This window comes from Streptomyces sp. 142MFCol3.1, from assembly GCF_000424945.1.
In the GTDB taxonomy this organism is placed as follows: Bacteria; Actinomycetota; Actinomycetes; order Streptomycetales; family Streptomycetaceae; genus Streptomyces; species Streptomyces siamensis.
In genome coordinates, this window is sequence record NZ_AUKV01000003.1 from 64,073 (window position 1) to 83,291 (window position 19,219).

General features: G+C 71.5%; 17 protein-coding genes and 2 pseudogenes. 9 read left to right on the forward strand and 10 right to left on the reverse strand.

From position 1 onward, the window contains the following. Window positions 1-17: 17 nt before the first annotated feature. Window positions 18-500 (reverse strand): VOC family protein, encoded by a 483-nt coding sequence (locus H305_RS0104900; protein ID WP_028799433.1) that lies wholly within the window; start codon window positions 498-500, stop codon window positions 18-20. A gap of 333 nt (window positions 501-833) precedes the next feature. On the opposite strand from H305_RS0104900, the gene H305_RS0104905 reads away from it, so the two are divergent. Together H305_RS0104905 and H305_RS0104910 are read left to right on the forward strand one after the other, a co-directional pair. Then, window positions 834-1,487: an ATP-dependent Clp protease proteolytic subunit gene (locus H305_RS0104905; RefSeq protein WP_028799434.1), complete on the forward strand. Its 654-nt coding sequence runs from the start codon at window positions 834-836 to the stop codon at window positions 1,485-1,487. 1 nt (window position 1,488) lies between these two features. After that, window positions 1,489-2,091, forward strand: coding sequence for a ClpP family protease (locus tag H305_RS0104910; RefSeq protein ID WP_028799435.1), 603 nt, complete (start codon window positions 1,489-1,491; stop codon window positions 2,089-2,091). 15 nt (window positions 2,092-2,106) lie between these two features. Here the strand turns inward: H305_RS0104910 and H305_RS54425 are convergent, their stop codons facing one another. After that, the gene (locus H305_RS54425; RefSeq protein WP_028799436.1) at window positions 2,107-2,619 is read right to left on the reverse strand and encodes a helix-turn-helix domain-containing protein; all 513 of its coding nucleotides are present in this window, start codon (window positions 2,617-2,619) and stop codon (window positions 2,107-2,109) included. Between the two features lie 290 nt (window positions 2,620-2,909). Between H305_RS54425 and H305_RS52110 the strand changes: the two genes are divergently transcribed. Then, entirely contained in the window at window positions 2,910-3,503 is a 594-nt protein-coding gene (locus tag H305_RS52110; protein WP_051370371.1) for a hypothetical protein, read from the forward strand. A gap of 71 nt (window positions 3,504-3,574) precedes the next feature. On the opposite strand, the pseudogene H305_RS54430 reads toward H305_RS52110, so the two are convergent. Further along, window positions 3,575-4,666: pseudogene (locus H305_RS54430) on the reverse strand (DUF6777 domain-containing protein); the annotation flags it as partial. Window positions 4,667-4,827: 161 nt separating this feature from the next. On the opposite strand from H305_RS54430, the gene H305_RS44490 reads away from it, so the two are divergent. After that, window positions 4,828-6,150 (forward strand): streptophobe family protein, encoded by a 1,323-nt coding sequence (locus H305_RS44490; protein ID WP_051370372.1) that lies wholly within the window; start codon window positions 4,828-4,830, stop codon window positions 6,148-6,150. 36 nt (window positions 6,151-6,186) lie between these two features. Here H305_RS44490 and H305_RS0104940 read toward each other — a convergent pair whose 3' ends face one another. The 3 genes from H305_RS0104940 to H305_RS0104950 form a co-directional block, all read right to left on the reverse strand. Continuing rightward, window positions 6,187-6,804, reverse strand: coding sequence for a hypothetical protein (locus H305_RS0104940; RefSeq protein ID WP_028799439.1), 618 nt, complete (start codon window positions 6,802-6,804; stop codon window positions 6,187-6,189). Window positions 6,805-6,810: 6 nt separating this feature from the next. Next, complete coding sequence (locus H305_RS0104945; RefSeq protein WP_028799440.1) at window positions 6,811-9,150, reverse strand: FHA domain-containing protein; 2,340 nt, start codon at window positions 9,148-9,150, stop codon at window positions 6,811-6,813. 96 nt (window positions 9,151-9,246) lie between these two features. After that, on the reverse strand, window positions 9,247-9,657 hold the full coding sequence (locus H305_RS0104950; protein WP_028799441.1) for a hypothetical protein: 411 nt from the start codon (window positions 9,655-9,657) through the stop codon (window positions 9,247-9,249). Between the two features lie 429 nt (window positions 9,658-10,086). Here H305_RS0104950 and H305_RS0104955 point away from each other — a divergent pair, with 429 nt between their 5' ends. Next, window positions 10,087-10,464, forward strand: coding sequence for a nuclear transport factor 2 family protein (locus H305_RS0104955; RefSeq protein ID WP_028799442.1), 378 nt, complete (start codon window positions 10,087-10,089; stop codon window positions 10,462-10,464). Between the two features lie 92 nt (window positions 10,465-10,556). On the opposite strand, the gene H305_RS0104960 is transcribed toward H305_RS0104955, so the two are convergent. After that, complete coding sequence (locus H305_RS0104960; RefSeq protein WP_028799443.1) at window positions 10,557-13,052, reverse strand: ATP-dependent Clp protease ATP-binding subunit; 2,496 nt, start codon at window positions 13,050-13,052, stop codon at window positions 10,557-10,559. Between the two features lie 212 nt (window positions 13,053-13,264). Beyond that, window positions 13,265-14,257 carry an L-glyceraldehyde 3-phosphate reductase gene (mgrA, locus tag H305_RS0104965; protein ID WP_028799444.1) on the reverse strand — a complete coding sequence of 331 codons (993 nt, stop codon included), beginning with the start codon at window positions 14,255-14,257 and terminating at the stop codon, window positions 13,265-13,267. A 127-nt stretch (window positions 14,258-14,384) separates the two neighbouring features. Here mgrA and H305_RS0104970 point away from each other — a divergent pair, with 127 nt between their 5' ends. The 3 genes and pseudogenes from H305_RS0104970 (at window position 14,385) to H305_RS0104980 (ending at window position 16,159) form a co-directional block, all read left to right on the forward strand. Then, complete coding sequence (locus H305_RS0104970) at window positions 14,385-15,278, forward strand: LysR family transcriptional regulator (RefSeq protein ID WP_028799445.1); 894 nt, start codon at window positions 14,385-14,387, stop codon at window positions 15,276-15,278. A 93-nt stretch (window positions 15,279-15,371) separates the two neighbouring features. Then, a pseudogene (locus H305_RS0104975) lies at window positions 15,372-15,619 on the forward strand (carotenoid oxygenase family protein); the annotation flags it as partial. 27 nt (window positions 15,620-15,646) lie between these two features. Then, the gene (locus H305_RS0104980; RefSeq protein ID WP_028799447.1) at window positions 15,647-16,159 is read left to right on the forward strand and encodes a mycothiol transferase; all 513 of its coding nucleotides are present in this window, start codon (window positions 15,647-15,649) and stop codon (window positions 16,157-16,159) included. Window positions 16,160-16,207: 48 nt separating this feature from the next. On the opposite strand, the gene H305_RS0104985 is transcribed toward H305_RS0104980, so the two are convergent. Both H305_RS0104985 and H305_RS0104990 read right to left on the reverse strand, forming a co-directional pair. Next, on the reverse strand, window positions 16,208-17,278 hold the full coding sequence (locus tag H305_RS0104985; RefSeq protein WP_028799448.1) for an adenosine deaminase: 1,071 nt from the start codon (window positions 17,276-17,278) through the stop codon (window positions 16,208-16,210). 130 nt (window positions 17,279-17,408) lie between these two features. Then, entirely contained in the window at window positions 17,409-17,807 is a 399-nt protein-coding gene (locus H305_RS0104990) for a VOC family protein (RefSeq protein ID WP_028799449.1), read from the reverse strand. Between the two features lie 359 nt (window positions 17,808-18,166). Here H305_RS0104990 and H305_RS44495 point away from each other — a divergent pair, with 359 nt between their 5' ends. Continuing rightward, entirely contained in the window at window positions 18,167-18,910 is a 744-nt protein-coding gene (locus tag H305_RS44495) for a phosphatase PAP2 family protein (RefSeq protein ID WP_037762563.1), read from the forward strand. Window positions 18,911-19,219 lie beyond the last annotated feature (309 nt).

The following is a 19,219-nucleotide window of genomic DNA, read 5'->3' on the forward strand; positions in this document are numbered from 1 at the left end:
CCGTCGCGGCCGGACCGTCACTCGCCCGCGTACACCTTCTCCAGGGCCGCGATGTCCAGCTTGGACATCCGGTACATCGCCTGGACCGTGCGGGTCGCCTTCTGCGGGTCCGGGTCACTGATCAGGTCGATGAGCCGGCTGGGCACGACCTGCCAGGACAGGCCGTACTTGTCCTTGATCCAGCCGCACGGGCCCGCTTCGCCGCCGTCCTCGACGAACTTGTTCCAGTAGTGATCCACTTCTTCCTGGTCCGCGCAGTGGATCTGGAACGAGATGGCCTCGTCGAACGTGAACTCCGGGCCGCCGTTGATCGCGACGAACTTCTGCCCGTTGGCCACGAACTCGGCGGCCAGGACGGATCCTGCTGGGCCGGGCCCCGCCTCGGTGTAGCGGCCGATCCTGCCGAGCTTGGAGTTCTTGAAGATCGAGACGTAGTAGTGGGCGGCCTCCTCGGCCTGGCCGTCGAACCACAGGCACGTGGTGAATCCGTCGGCGGGCATGTGTACCTCCTCGGGCGGGAAAACATCCTTACCCTTTTCGACCGGTCGTCGCCCGCAAACTCATCGGTGGCCCGCGGGCCGTACGGGTGACGATTGCCCGGCGCCCCGCCCAGGGGCCGGTGCGGCGGTCCCCGCCTGCCGCTCGGCCCCGGACGCCGGGGCCGGCAATGCCTCGTGGCCTCGGTGCAGCAGATCGGCGGGCCGGCCGGGCCGTGTCGGCCTCTGCCCGTGGCAGATCTGCCGCGGGCAGAGAAACCGGACACGGCCGCGAGGCCGGGCCGAGAGTGGAGGGCGCGGCCACTCACGTCGGCCGCCTCACCACAAGGAGGACCGATGTCTCCACTCGTCACGGGCCGCTACCCGGCCCACACGCCGCGGGCCGAGGAGGGCGACACCCCGCCGTCCCGCTTCGACGACCACCTGGCCGCGCAACTGCTCGGACAGCGGATCGTCTTCCTCGGCACACAGGTCGACGAAGTCTCCGCGAACCGGGTCTGTGCCCAACTGCTCCTGCTGTCCGCGGAGGACCCGCGCACCGACATCAGTCTGTACGTCAACAGCCCCGGGGGTTCCGTGACCGCCGGCCTGGCGATCTACGACACGATGCGGCTGATCCCCAACGACGTGTCCACGCTCGTCATGGGATTCGCGGCCAGCATGGGGCAGTTCCTGCTCACCGTCGGCACGCGCGGCAAGCGCTACGCGCTGCCGAACGCGCGGATCATGATGCACCAGCCGTCGGCCGGCATCGGCGGCACCACGGCCGACATCGAGATCCAGGCGCAGAACCTGGAGTTCACGAAGAAGGCGATCGAGCGGATCACCGCCGAGCACACCGGGCAGAGCGAGGAGACCATCTCCCGGGACGGCGACCGCGACCGCTGGTTCACGGCCGAACAGGCACGGGAGTACGGCATGGTGGACCGGGTCGTGGAGTCGCTCGACGACGTCCGCCCGGCCGCCTCACGACGAAGGATGGGGCTCTGACATGGGTACGTACACGATCCCGAACGTCGTCGAGCGCACCCCGCAGGGCGAGCGGTCGTACGACGTCTTCAGCCGTCTGCTGTCCGAGCGGATCATCTTCCTCGGCACCGAGATCGACGACGGGGTCGCGAACGTCGTCATCGCGCAACTCCTCCATCTGGAGTCGTCGAGCCCGGAGAACGAGATCGCGATCTACATCAACTCGCCCGGGGGTTCGTTCACTTCGCTCATGGCCATCTACGACACGATGACGTTCGTCCAAGCCCCCATCTCCACCTTCTGCGTCGGGCAGGCGGCCTCGACGGCGGCGGTGCTCCTGGCCGGGGGCGACCCGGGGCGACGGTTCGTGCTGGAGCACGCGCGCGTCCTGCTCGGTCAGCCGGCCAGCGGCGGACGCCAGGGCACGGTCTCGGACCTGAGCCTGCAGGCCAAGGAGATGATCCGTATCCGCTCTCAGGTCGAGGAGGTCCTCGCCCGGCACACCCGCCACGACATCGCGACCCTGCGCGCGGACATGGACCGGGACAAGATCTTCACTGCGGACGAGGCGGTCGCCTACGGGCTCGCGGACGAGGTGCTGAGCCGACGGCTCGCGGTGCTCTGACGGCTCCGGCCCGGGTCAGGCGGCCAGGCACATGCCGTCGTGCCCGGACGTCGAAGGCCTCGCGGCCGACGTCACCGAGGTGCCGCGGCCACGGCCCGGCCCGAGCCCGGCGAGCCGGTCCAGCCGGACGAGTTCGTCCTGGGCCAGCGTCAGCAGGTCGGTGAGGCCGAGGCCGAGGGCGCGCGCGGCCGCCGCGAGGACTTCGGAGGATGCCTCCTTGCGCCCGCGCTCCAGCTCCGACAGGTACGGCATGGAGATCCGGGCCTCTTCGGCCACATCTTTCAGGGTGCGCTCCTGGGCGAGCCGTTCGCGCCGCAGGACGTCGCCCACCAGGTCGCGCCACAGGGGCTCCTTGCCCCCGAACGGCTCGCGTCCCGGGGGCGCCTGGGGCACCGGGCGCGGTGCGAGGACCGGCCGGGCTCGTCGCGGTGCCGTGGCGGGGGCGGCGGGCACCGCCCGGGCCGGACCGGACCCGGCGGCCGGGCGCAGGGGGATGACTCGGGCTTCGTCGGGCGCGTCGTTGCTCACCCCTTCAGCCTAGAAGGGCTGAGCCGGACGAGAAGGGATCGGCGTTCCGCTCTCGGTGAATCCCGCACTCCAGGAATCCGTGAATCCGTGGGGCCAAGGGTCCGCATCGCGGGCGGCGTGGGTGGGGAGGGAGGGCTGCCCCTCAGGCCCCGCCGCCCGTCTCGGCGGGCTCCTGCTCGGTCTCGGCCGGCTGCTGGGCGGTCTCACCGGGCTGCTCGCCGGTCCGACCCGGCTCCTGGGCCGTCTCGGCGGGCTCCGACGGGGCCGGTTCCCGCGAGACGGGAGCGGACGTGACGGGCCCGGACGAGAGCGTCGGCGTCTCGGCGGGCGGGGCCGACTGCGTGGCGGTCGGTTCGGGTGCCGACGACTTCGGCTCGGAAGGCGACTCGGCCTTCGAGGTCTCCGGCTTCGGCGACTCGGACTTCGACGCGGAAGGCGACTCCGGCTTCGAGGACTCGGGCTTCGGTGATTCCGACTTCGACGGCTCGGACTTCGAGGACTCGGGCTTCGGCGACTCCGACTTCGACGCGGAAGGCGACTCCGGCTTCGAGGACTCGGACTTGGACGGCTCCGACTTCGACGACGAGGGCGACTCCGACTTCGAGGACTCGGACTTGGACGGCTCCGACTTCGACGACGAGGGCGACTCCGACTTCGAGGACTCGGACTTGGACGGTTCGGACTTCGACGGCGAGGCCGAGGACTCGGAGGGTGAGGTCGACGAGCCGGACTTGGAGGGCCCGGACGACGACGAGGAGGGCGACGACGGCGACGACGGGGTGGTGGGGGCGCACGCCCCGCCACCGGTCGGGGTGACGCACGGCGTGGGGGTCACGACCACCGTCGGGAAGGGCCGTGGCGGACGGTGCGTCGGACGGTCGTGATGCGTGTTGTCACCCCGGTACCGCGCTATCCACTTGTCGTCGTGCGAGTCGAAGATGACGAACACGTTGATGATCGTCACGGAGGGCGCTATCACCACGACGTTCTGCGGCTGGAAGGACGCCCAGCGTTGGCCCGTCTGCTTGGGCGTGGACTTCTGCTGGACGGGCTCCTTCAGCGGGTTGCCGCAACCGCAGCGCGTACGGGGCACACCGTGGGAGTCGACGAGGACCGAGGTCCCCGACTGGAGGATCGCCTGGTAGCTGGTGGGGCCGCCGGAACGGTAACCGTGGTTGGTCACACGTGTGTCGGCGCTCAGTTGCACCGGCGTGAGCGACCGCAGGTACGAGGGAATCTGCCCCGCTGTGATGCCCTCCACCGAGGCGAAGGCGCTGGCTTTGGACGGGTCCGCCTGCAGCGCCTTGATCTGCTTCTCCACATCGCACGGGGAGACGTTCTTCCGACCGGTGTACAGCCCCGGCGCCGAACCCTCCACGCCACGCGTCACGTTGCCGGGCACCTCGGTGGTGCCCCCGCCCTGCGTGCGTGTCTCGACCGGCGCACCGGTGGTCTTCGGCGCCGTGCCCCCCGGAGCTGTCGTCTTCGGTGGCGTCGTCTTCGGCGCCGTGGTCCCGGGCTCCGGTGTTCTCGGCGGCGTGGTCCCCGGCTCGGTCGTCTTCTGTCCCGGTGTACCGGGCTCCGTGGTCTTCGGCACCGAGGTGCCGGTCTTCGAAGTCCCCGGCGCGGTGCCGGTGTCGGTCGCCGTCGACTCCGTGAACGGGTCGGGCCCTGCCGCGGCCGCCGGCTGGAGGAACACCTCACCGGCGGTGTTCTTGCCACCGCCGGAGTTGTTGCTGAACAGGAGACCGACGGCCACGGCCAGCGCCACGACGCCGGTCAGCAGCGCGACTCGGGGTGCCGATCTCCACCAGGGATGCCCGGGCCCCTGCCCCGGACCACCACGCCCGGACGCCCCTCCCCCGCCGCCCCCACCGCCTCCGCCACCCCCCGGACCGGTCCCGCCCGGCGGTGGCTCCGACGGAACACGGCTGTCCGGCTGAGTGGGAGTGGGACTTGGACTGGGCTGGCTCGGCTGCGACGGACGCGCCAGCGGGCCGGAGGGCGGTCCTGTGGGTTGGCCGGAAGTCGGCGGTTCGACGCTCACGAGCTACTCCCGTTGTAGGGATTCCGCAGCACCTGGTGCATCTCGTGCCGCTTTCTTCCACAACTGAACCATTGTGTGCTCCAGCCCCGTGCCCCCCGCAAGCCGACGCGGTCGGCCCCCTCCGAGAAGCGGCCCGCGCAGGCCCTGCATAACGTGGCAGCGTGAGTCCCGAAACCCCGTCCGACCAGGCAAGAGCCCTCCGTGGTGAGCGGACGGCAGCTCACCACGGCTGGGGTCAGGCCGTTATGGCCGTACTGGCGGGGACGGTCATGATGATGGCCGTCGCGGCGTTGGGACTGTGGGCGGCGGGAGCGGCGGACCTTCCTGACGGCGCGTTCGCGCGTGTCGTGGCGGCGACCGTGGTGACGGCGGTCGGCGGGACCGTCGAATTCGCGGGCGGCGCAGGCGTCGTCGCCGACACCGAGGCCGGCCTGACGGTGATTCCCCTGTCGGTGTCGCTCGCCGGAACCCTGGTCGTCGCGGCCGGTTTCCTGCGGCCGCTGCGCCACCGGGCCGTCACCGGCGCCCGTGAACTGGCAGGGTGGGCGGCCCGGACCGCCGTCGTGTGGTTCGTGGTCCTCGTCGCGCTCGCGCTGCCGGCCCGCCACACGTTCACGATCTCCCTCGGCGACGACGCCATCGGCGACATCGGCGACCTGTTCGGCGTCACGCCCGAGGTGCGGTTCGAGGCGAACGTGCCGCAGACCCTGGGCTTCGGGATGCTGTGGCTGCTCGGCGTGCTCGTGCTCGCCCTGCTGGTCTCGCCCGGGGCACCGCTGCCCGCCCGGCTGCTGCGCTTCCAGGAGTCGGTCCGTCCGGCCGCGTTCGCCATGGTGGCCCTGCTGCTCGCGTACGTGGCCCTGGGTGTGGTCGTGGGGCTTGTCGTGGCGGCGACCCGCGGTCATGCGGCCGACACGTTCGCGGCGATCCTCCTCGGCCTCCCGAACCTCGTCTGGCTCGCCTTCACCATCGGGCTGGGCGCCACCTGGCACGGACGCGTGGACGGGCCCTTCGGGCTGCCCATGCCGCCCCTGCTCGAGGAGGTGCTCCGCACACCGGACGTCTCCACCCTCGACCTCGGCACCCTCGCCGCCCACGACGGCCGGGTGTGGTGGCTGCCGGTCGTCGACGCGGTGCTGCTGCTCGCCGCGGCCTTCCTGATGGCGGCCCGGTCACCGGCGCGGATGCGGAGCCGGCAGCACGCGGTGCACATGGCGGTGGCGCTCGTGCTCACCGTGCTCATGATCTGCCTCGTCGGCCGTGTCTCGGCGCACTTCGGTCTGTCGGTTCTCGGCCTCGGCGACCTCGGCGGCGGTCTGGGGGGCGAGCTGCTCCTGCGGCCCGACGTGTGGTCCGCGCTCGGCTGGGCAGCGCTGTGGGGCCTCGTCACGGGCTTCGTGGGCGGTCTGTCGGCGAGGCGTGTGCACCGCGGGGGCCAGGCCGGGGCGGGGCCCGGTCCCTCCGACAGCACGCCGTCCGCCTGACGCCGCACGGTCGTGGGTGCACCCCGGTCCGGCCCATCAGGTCTCTCCCAGCTCGTCCCCGTCGTACGACACCAGGCGCGTGGGTTCCCGGTCGTCCCGAGCCGGTGCCTGGACGACCCCGGTCTGCTCCCGCGGGTACGGGTCCGCGGGGTGCTCCGGTGCCGCGGCCGACGGGTCGTGCTCGGCCGCGAAGGTGCTCAGCCGTGTCCCGTCGCAGTACACCCACCGTTCGTGCTCGCCGTCGTAGAGCCAGACCGATTCGCCGTCGACGATCACTCCGATCCGCTGGCCCCTGGTGCGGTCGCGGAAGCTCTCCCCGTCGATCCGCCCGGTCGCGAGTTCCTCGGCGGCCCTCCGATAGCGGATGAGCGCGTCCTCCACACGGGTCAGCAGCGGGCGCGGGTCCGCGGTGCGGGCGAGCGGACTGCCCGCCTCGGGGGGCGCCTGCGGCACCGGTACCAGGAGGCGGCCGTCGATCCAGGCCGACCAGCCGTTGGAGCAGACGACGCGGCCCCAGTCGCCGAGCCGGTCGACCAACTGGACGGGCAGCAGCGGATCGAGCGGCACGGTCGGCCGGGACGGGTCCGGTTCCTCCCAGGCCGGGAGACCGTCCTGCGGCACGACATGCGTGGGATGGAAGCCGGGAGTCGTCATCGGCACCTACTTCCGCAGGACGGCGGGCTCGTGTCGCTGGAGCAGCCGGTCGACCAGCCGTCCGAAGACGACGCAGAGCACCACGAGCATCCCCATGTTGAACAGCCAGACATCCGCCGAGTGCCGGAACAGCGGATCGGCGGTCAGGTCCCAGGGGACGATCCGCGCCAGCCCGATGGTCCCGGCCATCGCGCCCAGGGCCCAGCGCGCGGGCACCAGCCACGACAGCTGCTCGATGCCGGGCACGCCGTTCAGTTTCAACAGTGCTCCGCAGAAGACCACTTGGACGATGGCGAGCAGCACCAGAAGGGGCATGGTGACCTCCTCCTTGGTCACCAGGGCGGAGACGAGGAGGCCGAGCATCATCGCGGTGAAGGCGAGCAGGGACACGGCCACCGTGAGCTCCACGAGGGGCGGCATGAGGACGCCCTTGCCGCCAGGCGCGCCGAGGTCGACGCCGAGGAGGGCGACGAGGGTGAGGACGACGGCCTGGAGCACGGTGATGGCGCCGAGGACGACGATCTTCGACATCAGATACGCCGATCTGGACAGGCCGACGGCACGTTCGCGCTGGTAGATCACCCGTTCCTTGACCAGTTCGCGCACGGCGTTGGCCGCGCCGGTCAGGACTCCGCCGACACACAGGATGAGCAGCGCGTTCATCGCCGTCTCCTGGGAGAGCCGGCCGCCGGCCAGGGCACGGGCCATCACGCCCATGACGAACGGCAGCACGATCATGACGGCGAGGAAGGTCCGGTCGCTGCTGAGGGCCCTGGCGTAGCGTCGGACAAGAGTGACGAGCTGCACGATCCAGCTCTGCGGCTTGTGGGGCGGCGCGACGGGACCGGTCGCGCCGCGTGCCAGATGGGGCTGTCTGCTGGCGTTCTCGATGTACTGGCGGTGGAACGGCGACTCCCGGTACTCCTGCGCCCAGTTCCGGCCGTGGTCCCGTTCGAAGGCTTCGAAGGCCTCCGGCCACTGCCGGTAGCCGAAGAAGGCGAGGGTGTCCTCGGGCGGCCCGTAGTAGGCGACCCTGCCGCCGGGGGCGAGCACGAGCAGCCGGTCGCAGACGTCGAGGCTGAGCACACTGTGGGTGACCACGATGACCGTGTGGCCGTCGTCGGCGAGGCCCCGCAGCATGTGCATCACCGAGCGGTCCATGCCGGGGTCGAGGCCCGACGTCGGCTCGTCGAGGAAGAGCAGGGACGGCTTGGTCAGCAGTTCCAGGGCCACGCTGACCCGCTTGCGCTGGCCGCCCGACAGGCTGTGGATGGACTGGTCGACGCGCTGTTCGAGGCCCAGCTCGCGGATCACCTCGTCGACCCTCGCCCGGCGCTCGGCCTTCGCGGTGTCCTGCGGGAAGCGCAGCTGGGCTGCGTAGCCGAGGGCCCTGCGCACGGTCAGCTGGGTGTGCAGGATGTCGTCCTGCGGGACCAGGCCGATGCGCTGGCGCAGCTCGGCGTAGTCGCGGTACAGGTCGCGGCCGTCGTACAGGACGGTGCCTTGGTCGGCGGGGCGCTGGCCGGTCAGGGCGTTGAGGAGGGTGGATTTCCCCGAGCCGCTCGGGCCGACGACGGCCAGCAGGTTTTTCGCGCCGACGGGAAAGGACACCTCGTCCAGGAGCCGCTTGCGTCCGCGATCGGTGTCGACGGTGAGGTCCTGGACGTCGAGCGAGATCTCGCCGGTGTCGACGTACTCCTGGAGCTCGTCGCCCACCAGACAGTAGGCGGCGTGGCCGATGCCGACGATGTCACCCGGTGTGACCGCGGCGCGGCCCACGGGCCGGCCGTTGAGGAACGTGCCGTTGTGGCTGTCGAGGTCGACGATCTCGTACGTGCCGTCCGCGTGGGCCCGCAGCTCCGCGTGCTCCCGGGAGACGATCAGGTCCTCGATCACCAGGTCGTTGGACGCGTCGCGGCCTATGCGGACGGTGCGGGTGGGCAGCGGCCGGACGGCGCTCGGCCGCCGGAACGTGCCCGTGGCGCCCGGCGCGGTGACGCCCGAGGGGCGCTCGGAGGCGGGGGGCGGGCGGTCCGCGAGGACCACGCGGGGGCCGTCCGCCGGGTTGCCGAAGCGGATGACGCTGCCGGGGCCGACGCCCCACTCGTGAACGCGCCGGCCGTCGGCGTACGTGCCGTTCGTGCTGTGCTCGTCCTCCAGCGTCCAGTGGTCGGCCTCCGGACGGATCACCGCGTGGTGCCACGAGACCCGCTCGTCCTCGAGGACGACGTCGCTCAGGGGGTCGCGCCCCACGCGGTAGTCGCGGCTGGGACTCATCACCGTGGAGCCGGTCTCGGTCTCGAGGACGAGTTCCGGTGCAGTGGGGGTGACCGGCCGCTCTCGCATGCCAAAATTCTAACGATTCGCCCACATGTGCGCCTGATCGGCAGGGTCTCTCGGCACACCGGACGCGGGTGCCCTCGCGCCGCGGGGACGGGGTGCTCAGGCGGCGGAGATGCCCAGCACGGCAGCTGTCCGCTGCATCCGCAGGGCGTCGACGGACTCGGCGAGCAGCTCGTACTCGGTTGTGTCGTCGCTGGTGGCGACGCGGACCAGTTTCCCCGCGGCCAATTCCTCCGCGACCAGCTCCTGTTGAGCGGCGTCCCCGCACCAGGCGCGCAGCATGCTCGGCACGTCCGGAACGGTGTCCGGCACCGGCGCGATCGAGTTCGGCGGGAAGGCGGGGTCCTCGGGCTGCGGGTCGAGCCGCTCCGCCATCCATGCGGCGCGGTCGCGCATCCACCACAGGGCCAGTGCCAAGGTCGGCGCGCGATAGGTCCCGAGGGGTACGCCGACACGCCGACCACCGCATATGCCGTACGCGGTGACGTGGCACAGGAATTCGTCGTGCACGATCGTTCCCCCATTGGCGTCGCTCGCTGCCGGCCGGGCCTCTCTTTCCCCGCGGCTCGTCTGCTGTGCACGATGGTGCTGATCGGGCGGTGACGCTCACAGAGCGTGGCTGAATTGCCCTGGTATCGAGTATCGTCACTACTGACACTCTGTCACCATGCCATTCCAGCCAGTCTCTTGGCATATTCACGGCCGCGGTTGGCCGAAACCCCCACACGGGACAGGACAGCGCGAACTCCGGCCGTCCCGCCCGTCCGTGCGCGCGGCGAAGTCCCGACGCGGCACGGCGGAGCCCGGGCATTACCCGAGGGGTAATCGACGCCCCGGACGGCTCCCGGCATGGTGGTCGTACCGCATCCCAACGGGGCGCAACCGCCCTGGATTGGGACTCCGACCAGCAGTTACGACCTCGATGGAGGCTGATTCGCCATGTCCGCGAACACCGATCGTTACGAGACCGCCGTCGCCCGCTACTTCGAGGCCTGGAACGCGAGCGGGCAGGACGCGCTGACGAAGTCGGTCGCCGCCGCCTGGGCCACCGACGGCACTTACACCGACCCACTGGCCGACGTGCGGGGCCACGATCAGATCGCCTCGGTGATCGCCGCGGCGCACGAGCAGTTCCCCGGGTTCTCCTTCCGGCTCCTGGGCAGCGTCGACGGCCATCACGACACCGCGCGTTTCGGCTGGGAACTGGTGGACCAGTCGGACGGCTCGGCGCCCGTCGCCGGGTCCGACGTGATCACCCTGGACGGCGAGGACCGTATCCGGAGCGTGTACGGCTTCCTGGACCGCCTCCCTGGGTAACCCGCGGCCCGGGGCGTGGCGCGGAGCCGCGGGCAGGGCCACGGGGGTGAGCTCGGCCGGTGTCCACCGCCGGCCGAGCTCCCGGTCCTGCCTCACTCCTGAGGCTGCCTCTCCCCCTCCGACGGCCCTGCGGCGTTTGTCGTGCCCTCCCCGGCGGCCCGCTCCTTCAGGTTCAGCGACAGTTCGTCGTCCTTGACGTCCACGAACACCGTGTCACCCGGGTTGAGCGTGCCGTCGAGCAGCATGTTCGACAGCCGGTTGTCGAGTTCCGTCTGAATGGTGCGGCGCAGCGGCCGGGCGCCGAACTCCGGCTGGTAGCCCCGGTCGGCCAGCCATTCCTTCGCGGCCTCGGTGACCTCCAGGTCGATCTTCTGCGCCCGCAGCCGACGCCGGCTGTGGTCCAGCAGGAGGTCGACGATCCGCACCAGGTCGGAGCGGGCCAGGGCGTGGAAGACGATGATCTCGTCGATCCTGTTGAGGAACTCCGGACGGAAGTGCGCCTGGAGTTCGGCCATCAGGTCGTCCTTGATCTCGTCGAGGTCGCCCTGGTGGTCGAGGATGTGCTTCGAGGCGATGTTGCTGGTCATGATGACGACGGTGTTGCGGAAGTCGACCGTGCGTCCTTGCGCGTCGGTCAGGCGCCCGTCGTCGAGGACCTGGAGCAGCAGATTGAAGACGTCGCGGTGCGCCTTCTCGACCTCGTCGAAGAGCACCACGCTGTACGGCTTGCGGCGCACCGCCTCGGTGAGCTGTCCGGCCTCCTCGTACCCGACGTATCCGGGCGGGGAGCCGACGAGCCGGGAGACCGTGTGCTTCTCCTGGAACTCGCTCATGTCGAAGCGGATCATGCGCTCCGGGTCGCCGAAGAGCAGTTCCGCGAGCGCCTTGGCGAGTTCGGTCTTGCCCACACCCGTCGGGCCGAGGAAGAGGAAGCTGCCGGTCGGCCGGTTCGGGTCCCCCATGCCGGCCCGGCCGCGGCGCACCGCCTGGGCGACCGCGGTGACCGCCTGGTCCTGGCCGATGATCCGCTCGTGCAGGACGTCCTCGAGTTTCATCAGCCGGTCCCGCTCGGTCTCGGTCAGCTGCGAGACCGGGATGCCGGTGCGCGCGGAGAGCACTTCGGCGATGTCGTCCGCGGTGACGCTGGGCGCGGGGGTCCGGCCCTCGCCGACACCAGCGAGCTCTTCCTCCAACTCGCTGATCTGCAGCTTGAGTTCGCCGGCGCGCTCGAAGTCCTCGGTGCTGACGGCCTCGTCCTTCTCGCGGAGCAGCCGGGTGAGCCGGTCCTCCATGTCGACGGTCCCGGTGGAGTCGTCGACGCTGCGCAGACTCACCCGCGCGCCCGCCTGGTCCATCAGGTCGATGGCCTTGTCGGGCAGGAAGCGGTCGCTGATGTAGCGGTCGGAGAGCGCCGCGGCGGCGTCCAGCGCCTCGTCCGTGAAGCGGACCTGGTGATGTGCCTCGTAGGAGTCGCGCAGCCCGCGCAGGATCTCTATGGTCTCCTCGACGCTGGGCTCGGGGACCATGACCGGCTGGAACCGGCGTTCGAGTGCGGCGTCCTTCTCGATGTACCTGCGGTACTCGTCGATGGTGGTGGCACCGACGACACTCAGTTCTCCGCGGGCCAGTGCGGGCTTGAGGATGTTGCCCGCGTCCATGGCGCCCTCGCCGCCGGCTCCCGCGCCGACGACCGTGTGGAGTTCGTCGATGAACAGGATGACGCTCTTCTCGGCCTCGGTGACCTCGTCGATCACCTTCTTCAGCCGTTCCTCGAACTCGCCCCGGTACTTGGCGCCGGCGACGAGCCCGGAGAGGTCGAGTCCGACCACCCGGCGGTCGCGCAGCGCCTTGGGTACCTCACCTGCGACGATGCGCTGGGCGAGGCCCTCGACGATGGCGGTCTTACCGACGCCCGGGTCGCCGATCAGGACGGGATTGTTCTTGGTCCTGCGGGAGAGGACCTCGACGGTCTGCTCGATCTCCTCCGAGCGCCCGACGACGGGGTCGAGCTTGCCGCTGCGCGCCTCCTCGGTGAGGTCCCGCCCGTATGCGTCGAGGGTGGGCGTGTCTGCGTGACCTCCGGCCGACGCCGCGCGGCCCCCGCCGGGCGCGGCCCCCTCGGCCCGCATCGTCCGGCCCGGGCCGGAACCCGGATCGGCCAGGAGTGCGGCGAGGATGTGTTCCGGGCCTACGTAGGACGCTCCGGCCGCCTGTGACCGCGCGTGCGCCGCGAGCAGGGCGCGCTTCGCCGCGGGTGTGAGCGCGGGCTCACCGGTGCCCGGCCCGGAGGGCAGCGTGTCCCGCAGGTCCCGCTCCAGCTCGTCGATGTCCACACCTGCGTGCTCAAGTGCCTGACGCGCGGCGGGCACCTGGGTGGCGGCCCACAGCAGGTGTACGGTGTCGAGGTCCGAGCCGTCCTCGGCCGCGCGAGCGCCGGCCGCGGCCAACAGTTCGTGCGCGGAGTCGCTCAGCAGGCGCCCGATGGGCACGCGCTGCACCGCCGGCGGGGACGTCGCCGGGCTCATGCCGAAGAAGCGGTTGAAGAGATCGGAGAACGGGTCGTTCGACCCGAAGGGCGAGATCGTCACGGGGGGCCACCTGTCCGGCGACGGCACCTCGGCCGTGTGCCGGCCGCCATCTGTGTCGATTTCCGATGCTCATCCAGTGTTGGCCCACTGCTCCGGTCACACAAATGCACTCGCGTCCCACAGGCCCCACACTGCGGCCGCAGGAGCCGTCGCCCCTCGGGGCACGGCGATGAGTTTGCCGGCCGGGCGCCGAGGCGCCCGGCCGGTCCGTGTCACGGCTCGATGATCGCGTCGATGCGGGCGAGCTCGTCCGCGTCGAAGTCGAGGTTCCCGATGGCCGCGACGCTGTCCTCGAGCTGCTGCGGGCTGCTCGCGCCGATCAGCGCGGACGTCACGCGGCCGCCGCGCAGCACCCAGGCCAGCGCGGTCTGGGCGAGGGACTGACCGCGCTCCTTGGCGATCTCGTCGAGGGCCCGCAGCTTCCGTACGAGGTCCTCGGTGAGGGTCTCCGCGCTCAGGAACGGGCTGTCGCTCGCGGCGCGGGACCCCTGCGGGATGCCGTCGAGGTAGCGGCCGGTGAGCAGGCCCTGCTCCAGCGGCGAGTAGGCGATGGAACCGACCTGGAGCTCGTCCAGCGTGTCCAGGAGCCCCTCCGCCTCCGGGCGGCGGTCGAGCATGGAGTAGCGGGGCTGGTGGATGAGCAGCGGGGTGCCCAGCTCGCCCAGGATGCGGGCGGCCTCACGGGTCTGCTCCGCCGAGTAGTTGGAGACGCCGACGTACAGCGCCTTGCCCTGCTGCACGGCGGAGTGCAGGGCGCCCATCGTCTCCTCCAGGGGAGTCTCCGGGTCGTGGCGGTGCGAGTAGAAGATGTCGACATGGTCGAGGCCCATCCGGGCCAGGCTCTGGTCCAGTGACGACAGCAGGTACTTGCGGGAGCCCCATTCGCCGTAGGGTCCGGGCCACATCAGGTAACCGGCCTTGGTCGAGACGACCAGCTCGTCGCGGTAGGGCGCGAAGTCGGCCTTCAGCGCGTCGCCGAGGGCCGACTCGGCCGCGCCGGGCGGCGGCCCGTAGTTGTTCGCGAGGTCGAAGTGGGTGACGCCGAGATCGAAGGCGCGGCGGAGGATCGCTCGCTGGGTCTCCACGGGCCGGTCGGGGCCGAAGTTGTGCCACAGGCCGAGCGACAGCGCGGGGAGCTTCAGGCCGCTGCGTCCGGTGCGCCGGTAGGGCATGTCCGCGTAACGGTCGGGGTGTGCGGTGTACAACGCGTACTCCTGGAAGGCCGGGAAGTCAGGCCCCCACTCTCGCCCGCGCCCGCGACAGCGGTCCAACGGGAGAATCGGATGGCATTGAGCGACGAGGGCTCTCAATCGACGGCTAGGCTTCCACGTCATGGAACTGCGCCACCTTCAGCACTTCGTCGCCGTCGCCGAGGACCAGCACTTCACCCGGGCCGCCGAGCGGCTCATGGTGTCGCAGTCGGGGCTGTCGTCGTCGATCCGCGCCCTGGAGCGGGAGCTTCAGGCCGCGCTGTTCGTGCGCACCACCCGCCGTGTGACGCTCACCGAGGCCGGTCGGGCCCTGCTCGGCGAGGCGGAGCGGATCCTCGCGCAGGTCCGGTCGGCCCAGGACGCGGTGGCCGCCGTGCAGGGCGTGCTGCGCGGAACTCTCTCGCTCGGCACCGAACAGTGCATCGCCGGGGTCCAGGTGGCCCGGCTGCTCGCCCGGTTCCGGAGGCGTCACCCCGACGTGGAGATCCGGCTGCGTCAGGCGGGCGCGGAAGCGCTGGCCGAGGAGGTCGCGGCGGGCGGGCTCGACCTGGCCTTCGGGGTGTGGACCCGGGCGGACACCGACCAGCTGCGTTCGGTCCCGTTGACCGGTGAGCCGATGACCGTGCTCTGCCACCCGGCACACCGTCTCGCGGGTGCCGCGGTGGTCACGCCCGAGGAGCTGGGCGGGGAGGCGTTCGTCGACTTCCACCACGACTGGGGACCGCGCCGCACCACGGACGCGGCCTTCGCCGCGGCGGACGTACGGCGGACCGTGGCACTGGAGGTCAACGACGTGCACAGCCTGCTGGAGCTGGTCCACGAAGGTCTCGGCATCGCCGTCGTGCCGCGGCACTTCGGCCTGAAGCGCGAAGCGGGCGATCTCGTCTCGCTCCCGTTCAAGGGAGCACGTGAGACGTCGTACGAGACCGTCGCCATGCTTCCGCCGCCGGAGGCGACCAGTCCGGCGGCGCGCGCGTTGATGGCACTCCTGGAGACCGCCGAAGAGGGGGTCTGACACCACCCCGAGAGGGGTTCTGGCACTCCTGGCACCACCGCTCGGCCGCCGCAGACTCGTGGACGTCCGTACGGGAACGCGAGTCGGGAGCGACGCGGCACCACCCAGGTCCATCGTCTGCCGCGTGACGCCTCCGCCGGGGGGCGGTGTTCGTCCCCACGCACGGGGCGAGGGCCGAGGACGACGGATACGCGCTCGCCTACGTGCACGACCCCGACCGCGGCGCCGCGGACCTGGTCGTCCTCGCCGCCCAGGACTTCACCGGCGCGCCGCTCGCCCGCATCCACCTGCCGGGACGGGTACCGCTCGGTTTCCACGGGAGCCGGATCCCGGACGCGTGAGGAGCGGTGATGCGCGATGGTGGACGCATGCATGCAAAGGACGTCCTCATCGACGCGTTCAGCCGCATCCAGGAAGAAGTCCGTGCCGCCGTCGAGGGACTCTCCGTCGAGGACCTCGACGCCCGTCCCTCCGCCGACGCGAACTCCATCGCGTGGCTGGTCTGGCACCTCACCCGCGTCCAGGACGACCACGTCGCCGACGCGGCCGGCCTCGACCAGGTGTGGCTCGCGCAGGGCTGGGAGAAGCGCTTCGGGCTCGGCCTGCCCCGCCACGACACGGGGTACGGGCACAGCTCGCAGCAGGTGGCCAAGGTCCGCGTGGACTCGGGCGACCTGCTGACCGGGTACTACGACGCCGTCCACGAGCAGACCCTCGGAGTCCTGCGCGAGGTGACCGCCAAGGACCTGGAGCGCGTCGTGGACGAGCGCTGGACCCCGGCGGTCACCTTCGGTGTCCGGCTGGTGAGCGTCCTGGCCGACGATCTGCAGCACGTCGGCCAGGCCGCCTACGTACGGGGGCTGCTCGGCGCCCGTGCATAGGCGCCCGTACGTAGGCTGCCGGGCGGCGGAGCAGGGCCCCGGGGTTTCTCAGAGCGCAGCCGCGTAGCCCGGCAGTACCACGTCGTGGAGGAGGGCGTTGCGCTCGTCGAAGGGGATGAACGCGCTCTTGACCGCGTTGACCGTGACGGTGCGCAGGTCCTCCACGGTCCAGCCCGCCTCCTCGACCAGCAGTGACATCTCGCGGGTCATCGTCGTGCCGGAGACGAGGCGGTTGTCGGTGTTGAGGGTGACACGGAAGCCGAGGTCGCGCAGTGCGGTGATGGGGTGCTCGGCGATCGAGGTGGCCGCGCCCGTCTGGAGGTTGGACGTCGGGCACATCTCCAGGGCGACGCGACGGTCGCGCACCCACCCGGCGAGCCGGCCGAGCTTGCCGTCCATGATGTCCTCGGTGATCCGCACGCCGTGCCCGATGCGCTGGGCGCCGCACACCTGGAGGGCCTGGTGGATGCTCGGCAGGCCGTGGGCCTCGCCGGCGTGAATGGTGAACGGGACGTTCTCGCCGCGCAGGTGCTCGAAGGCGGCCAGGTGGTCGGCGGGCGGGAAGCCGTCCTCGGCGCCGGCGATGTCGAAGCCGACGACGCCGGCGTCACGGAAGGCGACCGCAAGATCGGCGATCTCACGGGTGCGGTCGAACATCCGCATGCCGCAGAGCAGGGTGCCGACGCGTACGGGGCTGCCCGCGGCGGCCGCCTTGGCCATGCCGGCGGCGAGGCCCTCCTGCACGGTCTCGACGACCTCGGGCAGGGTCAGCCCGCCGTTCACCATCAGCTCGGGCGCGTAGCGGACCTCGCCGTAGACGACGCCGTCCTCGGCCAGGTCGAGGACGTACTCCTCGGCGGTGCGCAGCAGCCCCTCGCGAGTCTGCATGACGGCGAGCGTGTGCTCGAAGGTCGCTATGTAGCGCACCAGGTCACCGGAGTTGGCGGCCTCGTAGTACCAGTCGGCCAATGCCTGCGGGTCGGTGGTCGGCAGGGTGTGGCCGACCGTATCGGCGAGCTCCACCAGGGTGGCGGGGCGCAGACCGCCGTCGAGGTGGTCGTGCAGCACGGCCTTGGGGAGGCCGCGGATGGTGTCGATGTCGATGCTGGGCGCGGTCATGCGTGTCTTTCCTCGGGGTTCTCGGCAGGCTCGGCAAAGCTCCGGTGGCACTCGGGGCTCGGCGGGTGGGACGTCGGGTGCGGGCCGGGCGGGTGCGCCGCCGGGCCGTGTGGAGGGGGTGGCGGACCGCTCAGGGGGCGGGGGCCGGCTGGAGCAGGTCCCAGCGGTTTCCGTACAGGTCCTGGAAGACCACGACCGAGCCGTACGGCTCGTGCCGCGGTTCCTCCAGGAAGGTCACGCCCGCCGCCCGCATCCGCTCGTGGTCGCGGGCGAAGTCGTCGGTGTGCAGGAAGAAGCCCACGCGCCCGCCGGTCTGGTCGCCGACCCGGCCGCGCTGCGCGTCGTCCTTGGCCCTGGCCAGCAACAGCCCGCTGCCGTCGCGCCCGGCGTCCGGCGCGACAACGACCCAGCGTGAGCCGTCGGGCCGCGGCGTGTCCTCGACCAGCCGGAAGCCGAGGGCCTGGGTGTAGTGGCGGATCGCCTCGTCGTAGTCGTCGACGACGAGGGTGACCAGGGCGATGCGTCTCATCGGAGCCCCTCCAGGGTTATACGTAACACGTAGAGTACGGCATCCCCTGGATGGTCGGGATGACCAGCGGAAGCGACGTGCGTCACGAAGATCCGCGAGCCGCGGAGCCGCGGAGCCGCCGGATTCGAGCGGTCGCACAGGGAGCGGAACCGGCGAGTCCGCACAGGCGGCGAAATCGGCCGGGCCGTCCCGGGAACGCACGTGTCGCGCGAATCGTCTACTGTTCTGTAGACCGTCTACAGAATTGTAGTCATCGGGTGCTCGGTGAACCGCGCGCCCGTGGTGGAAGGGGTCCCGATGTCCGCAGCAGCCCGGTGCGCGGCGTCGTCGCGCGACGCCGACGGTCTCCGGACGCTGTCGTGAAGCGCGAGGACACCACGGAGCCCGCCGGTTCGACGGCGCTGGGCAGCGCGGTCGCGTTCGTGTTGCTGACGCTGGTCGTCGCCGGGCGCGGCGGGACCGCGCTGTTCGGCGACGAGGACCTGACCGCCTGGTCGCTGGGGCACCGTCCGGACGTGGCGCTCGCCCTGGCACGCGGCGTGACGGACACCGGCACCGGAGTCCTTCCGTACGTACTGGCCACCCTGGCGGGCCTCATGGTCGCGCGGACGGCTCGTCAGCGGCTCACCGCCGTCATCGCCTGTCTCTTTTGCCTGGCCGCCGCGCAGGCGGTCCGGTACGGCGTGATGTCACTCGTCGTCCGCCCCCGCCCCGCGTCCGCCGGCTGGGCCACCCACGCCTCGGGCTGGTCCTTCCCTTCGGGCCACACCACCACGTCGGCCGTCGCCGCCGGACTGCTCGCGCTCGCCGTGCTCGCCAGAGCTCCGCGCGGCCGCCGGCCGATCGCCCTGGCCATCGGCTGCTGGGCCGTTCTGGTCGGGCTGTCGCGGGTCTATCTGGGCGTCCACTGGTTCTCCGACGTCCTCGGCGGCTGGCTGTTCGCCACCTGCTGGCTCGGCCTGTGCACCTATGCCCTCGCACGGTTCGCACCCCGTGCCCACTCAGCGATATCGGCGCCCTCTCTCCGCCCCGGTCCCACGACGGAAGAGCGCCGCCATGCATCGCACACCGAGCCGGAAGCCCGCCCTCCATCCGCTCCCTAGCGACCTCGGCGAGGCCGTGGGCGCGGCAGCCACCTCTGCTGGGCCGCGGGCGCGGCCTACCTCGCCGCCGCGACGGCGCCCGGTCCTGGTCCGTGGCCGCGCGCACGCGGGCACGCCGGCCGGGGCCGCGCAGTCCGCGGGCAGCGGTTTCGCGCTGTCCGGGATGCCGCCGTGCGGCGCCGGAGACCTGTGCCGCACGGCCCTGCCGCAGCGACTCACCGCCCGCCTGCTCGACCCGGCCGTCCCGGCGGCGCTGCCCGGCTCACTGCCTCTGACCTGTGTCAACGCCGGCGCTGCGCTCGCACCGTC

Excerpts from the sequence above, each read along its gene's own strand:
- H305_RS0104945 (WP_028799440.1), bottom strand. The coding sequence starts at position 9,150 with ATGCGAGAGCGGCCGGTCACCCCCACTGCACCGGAACTCGTCCTCGAG.
- H305_RS0104955 (WP_028799442.1), top strand. The coding sequence starts at position 10,087 with ATGTCCGCGAACACCGATCGTTACGAGACCGCCGTCGCCCGCTACTTC.
- H305_RS0104985 (WP_028799448.1), bottom strand. The coding sequence starts at position 17,278 with ATGACCGCGCCCAGCATCGACATCGACACCATCCGCGGCCTCCCCAAG.
- H305_RS0104900 (WP_028799433.1), bottom strand. The coding sequence starts at position 500 with ATGCCCGCCGACGGATTCACCACGTGCCTGTGGTTCGACGGCCAGGCC.
- H305_RS0104905 (WP_028799434.1), top strand. The coding sequence starts at position 834 with ATGTCTCCACTCGTCACGGGCCGCTACCCGGCCCACACGCCGCGGGCC.
- H305_RS0104940 (WP_028799439.1), bottom strand. The coding sequence starts at position 6,804 with ATGACGACTCCCGGCTTCCATCCCACGCATGTCGTGCCGCAGGACGGT.
- H305_RS0104910 (WP_028799435.1), top strand. The coding sequence starts at position 1,489 with ATGGGTACGTACACGATCCCGAACGTCGTCGAGCGCACCCCGCAGGGC.
- H305_RS0104980 (WP_028799447.1), top strand. The coding sequence starts at position 15,647 with ATGCATGCAAAGGACGTCCTCATCGACGCGTTCAGCCGCATCCAGGAA.
- H305_RS0104970 (WP_028799445.1), top strand. The coding sequence starts at position 14,385 with ATGGAACTGCGCCACCTTCAGCACTTCGTCGCCGTCGCCGAGGACCAG.
- H305_RS0104990 (WP_028799449.1), bottom strand. The coding sequence starts at position 17,807 with ATGAGACGCATCGCCCTGGTCACCCTCGTCGTCGACGACTACGACGAG.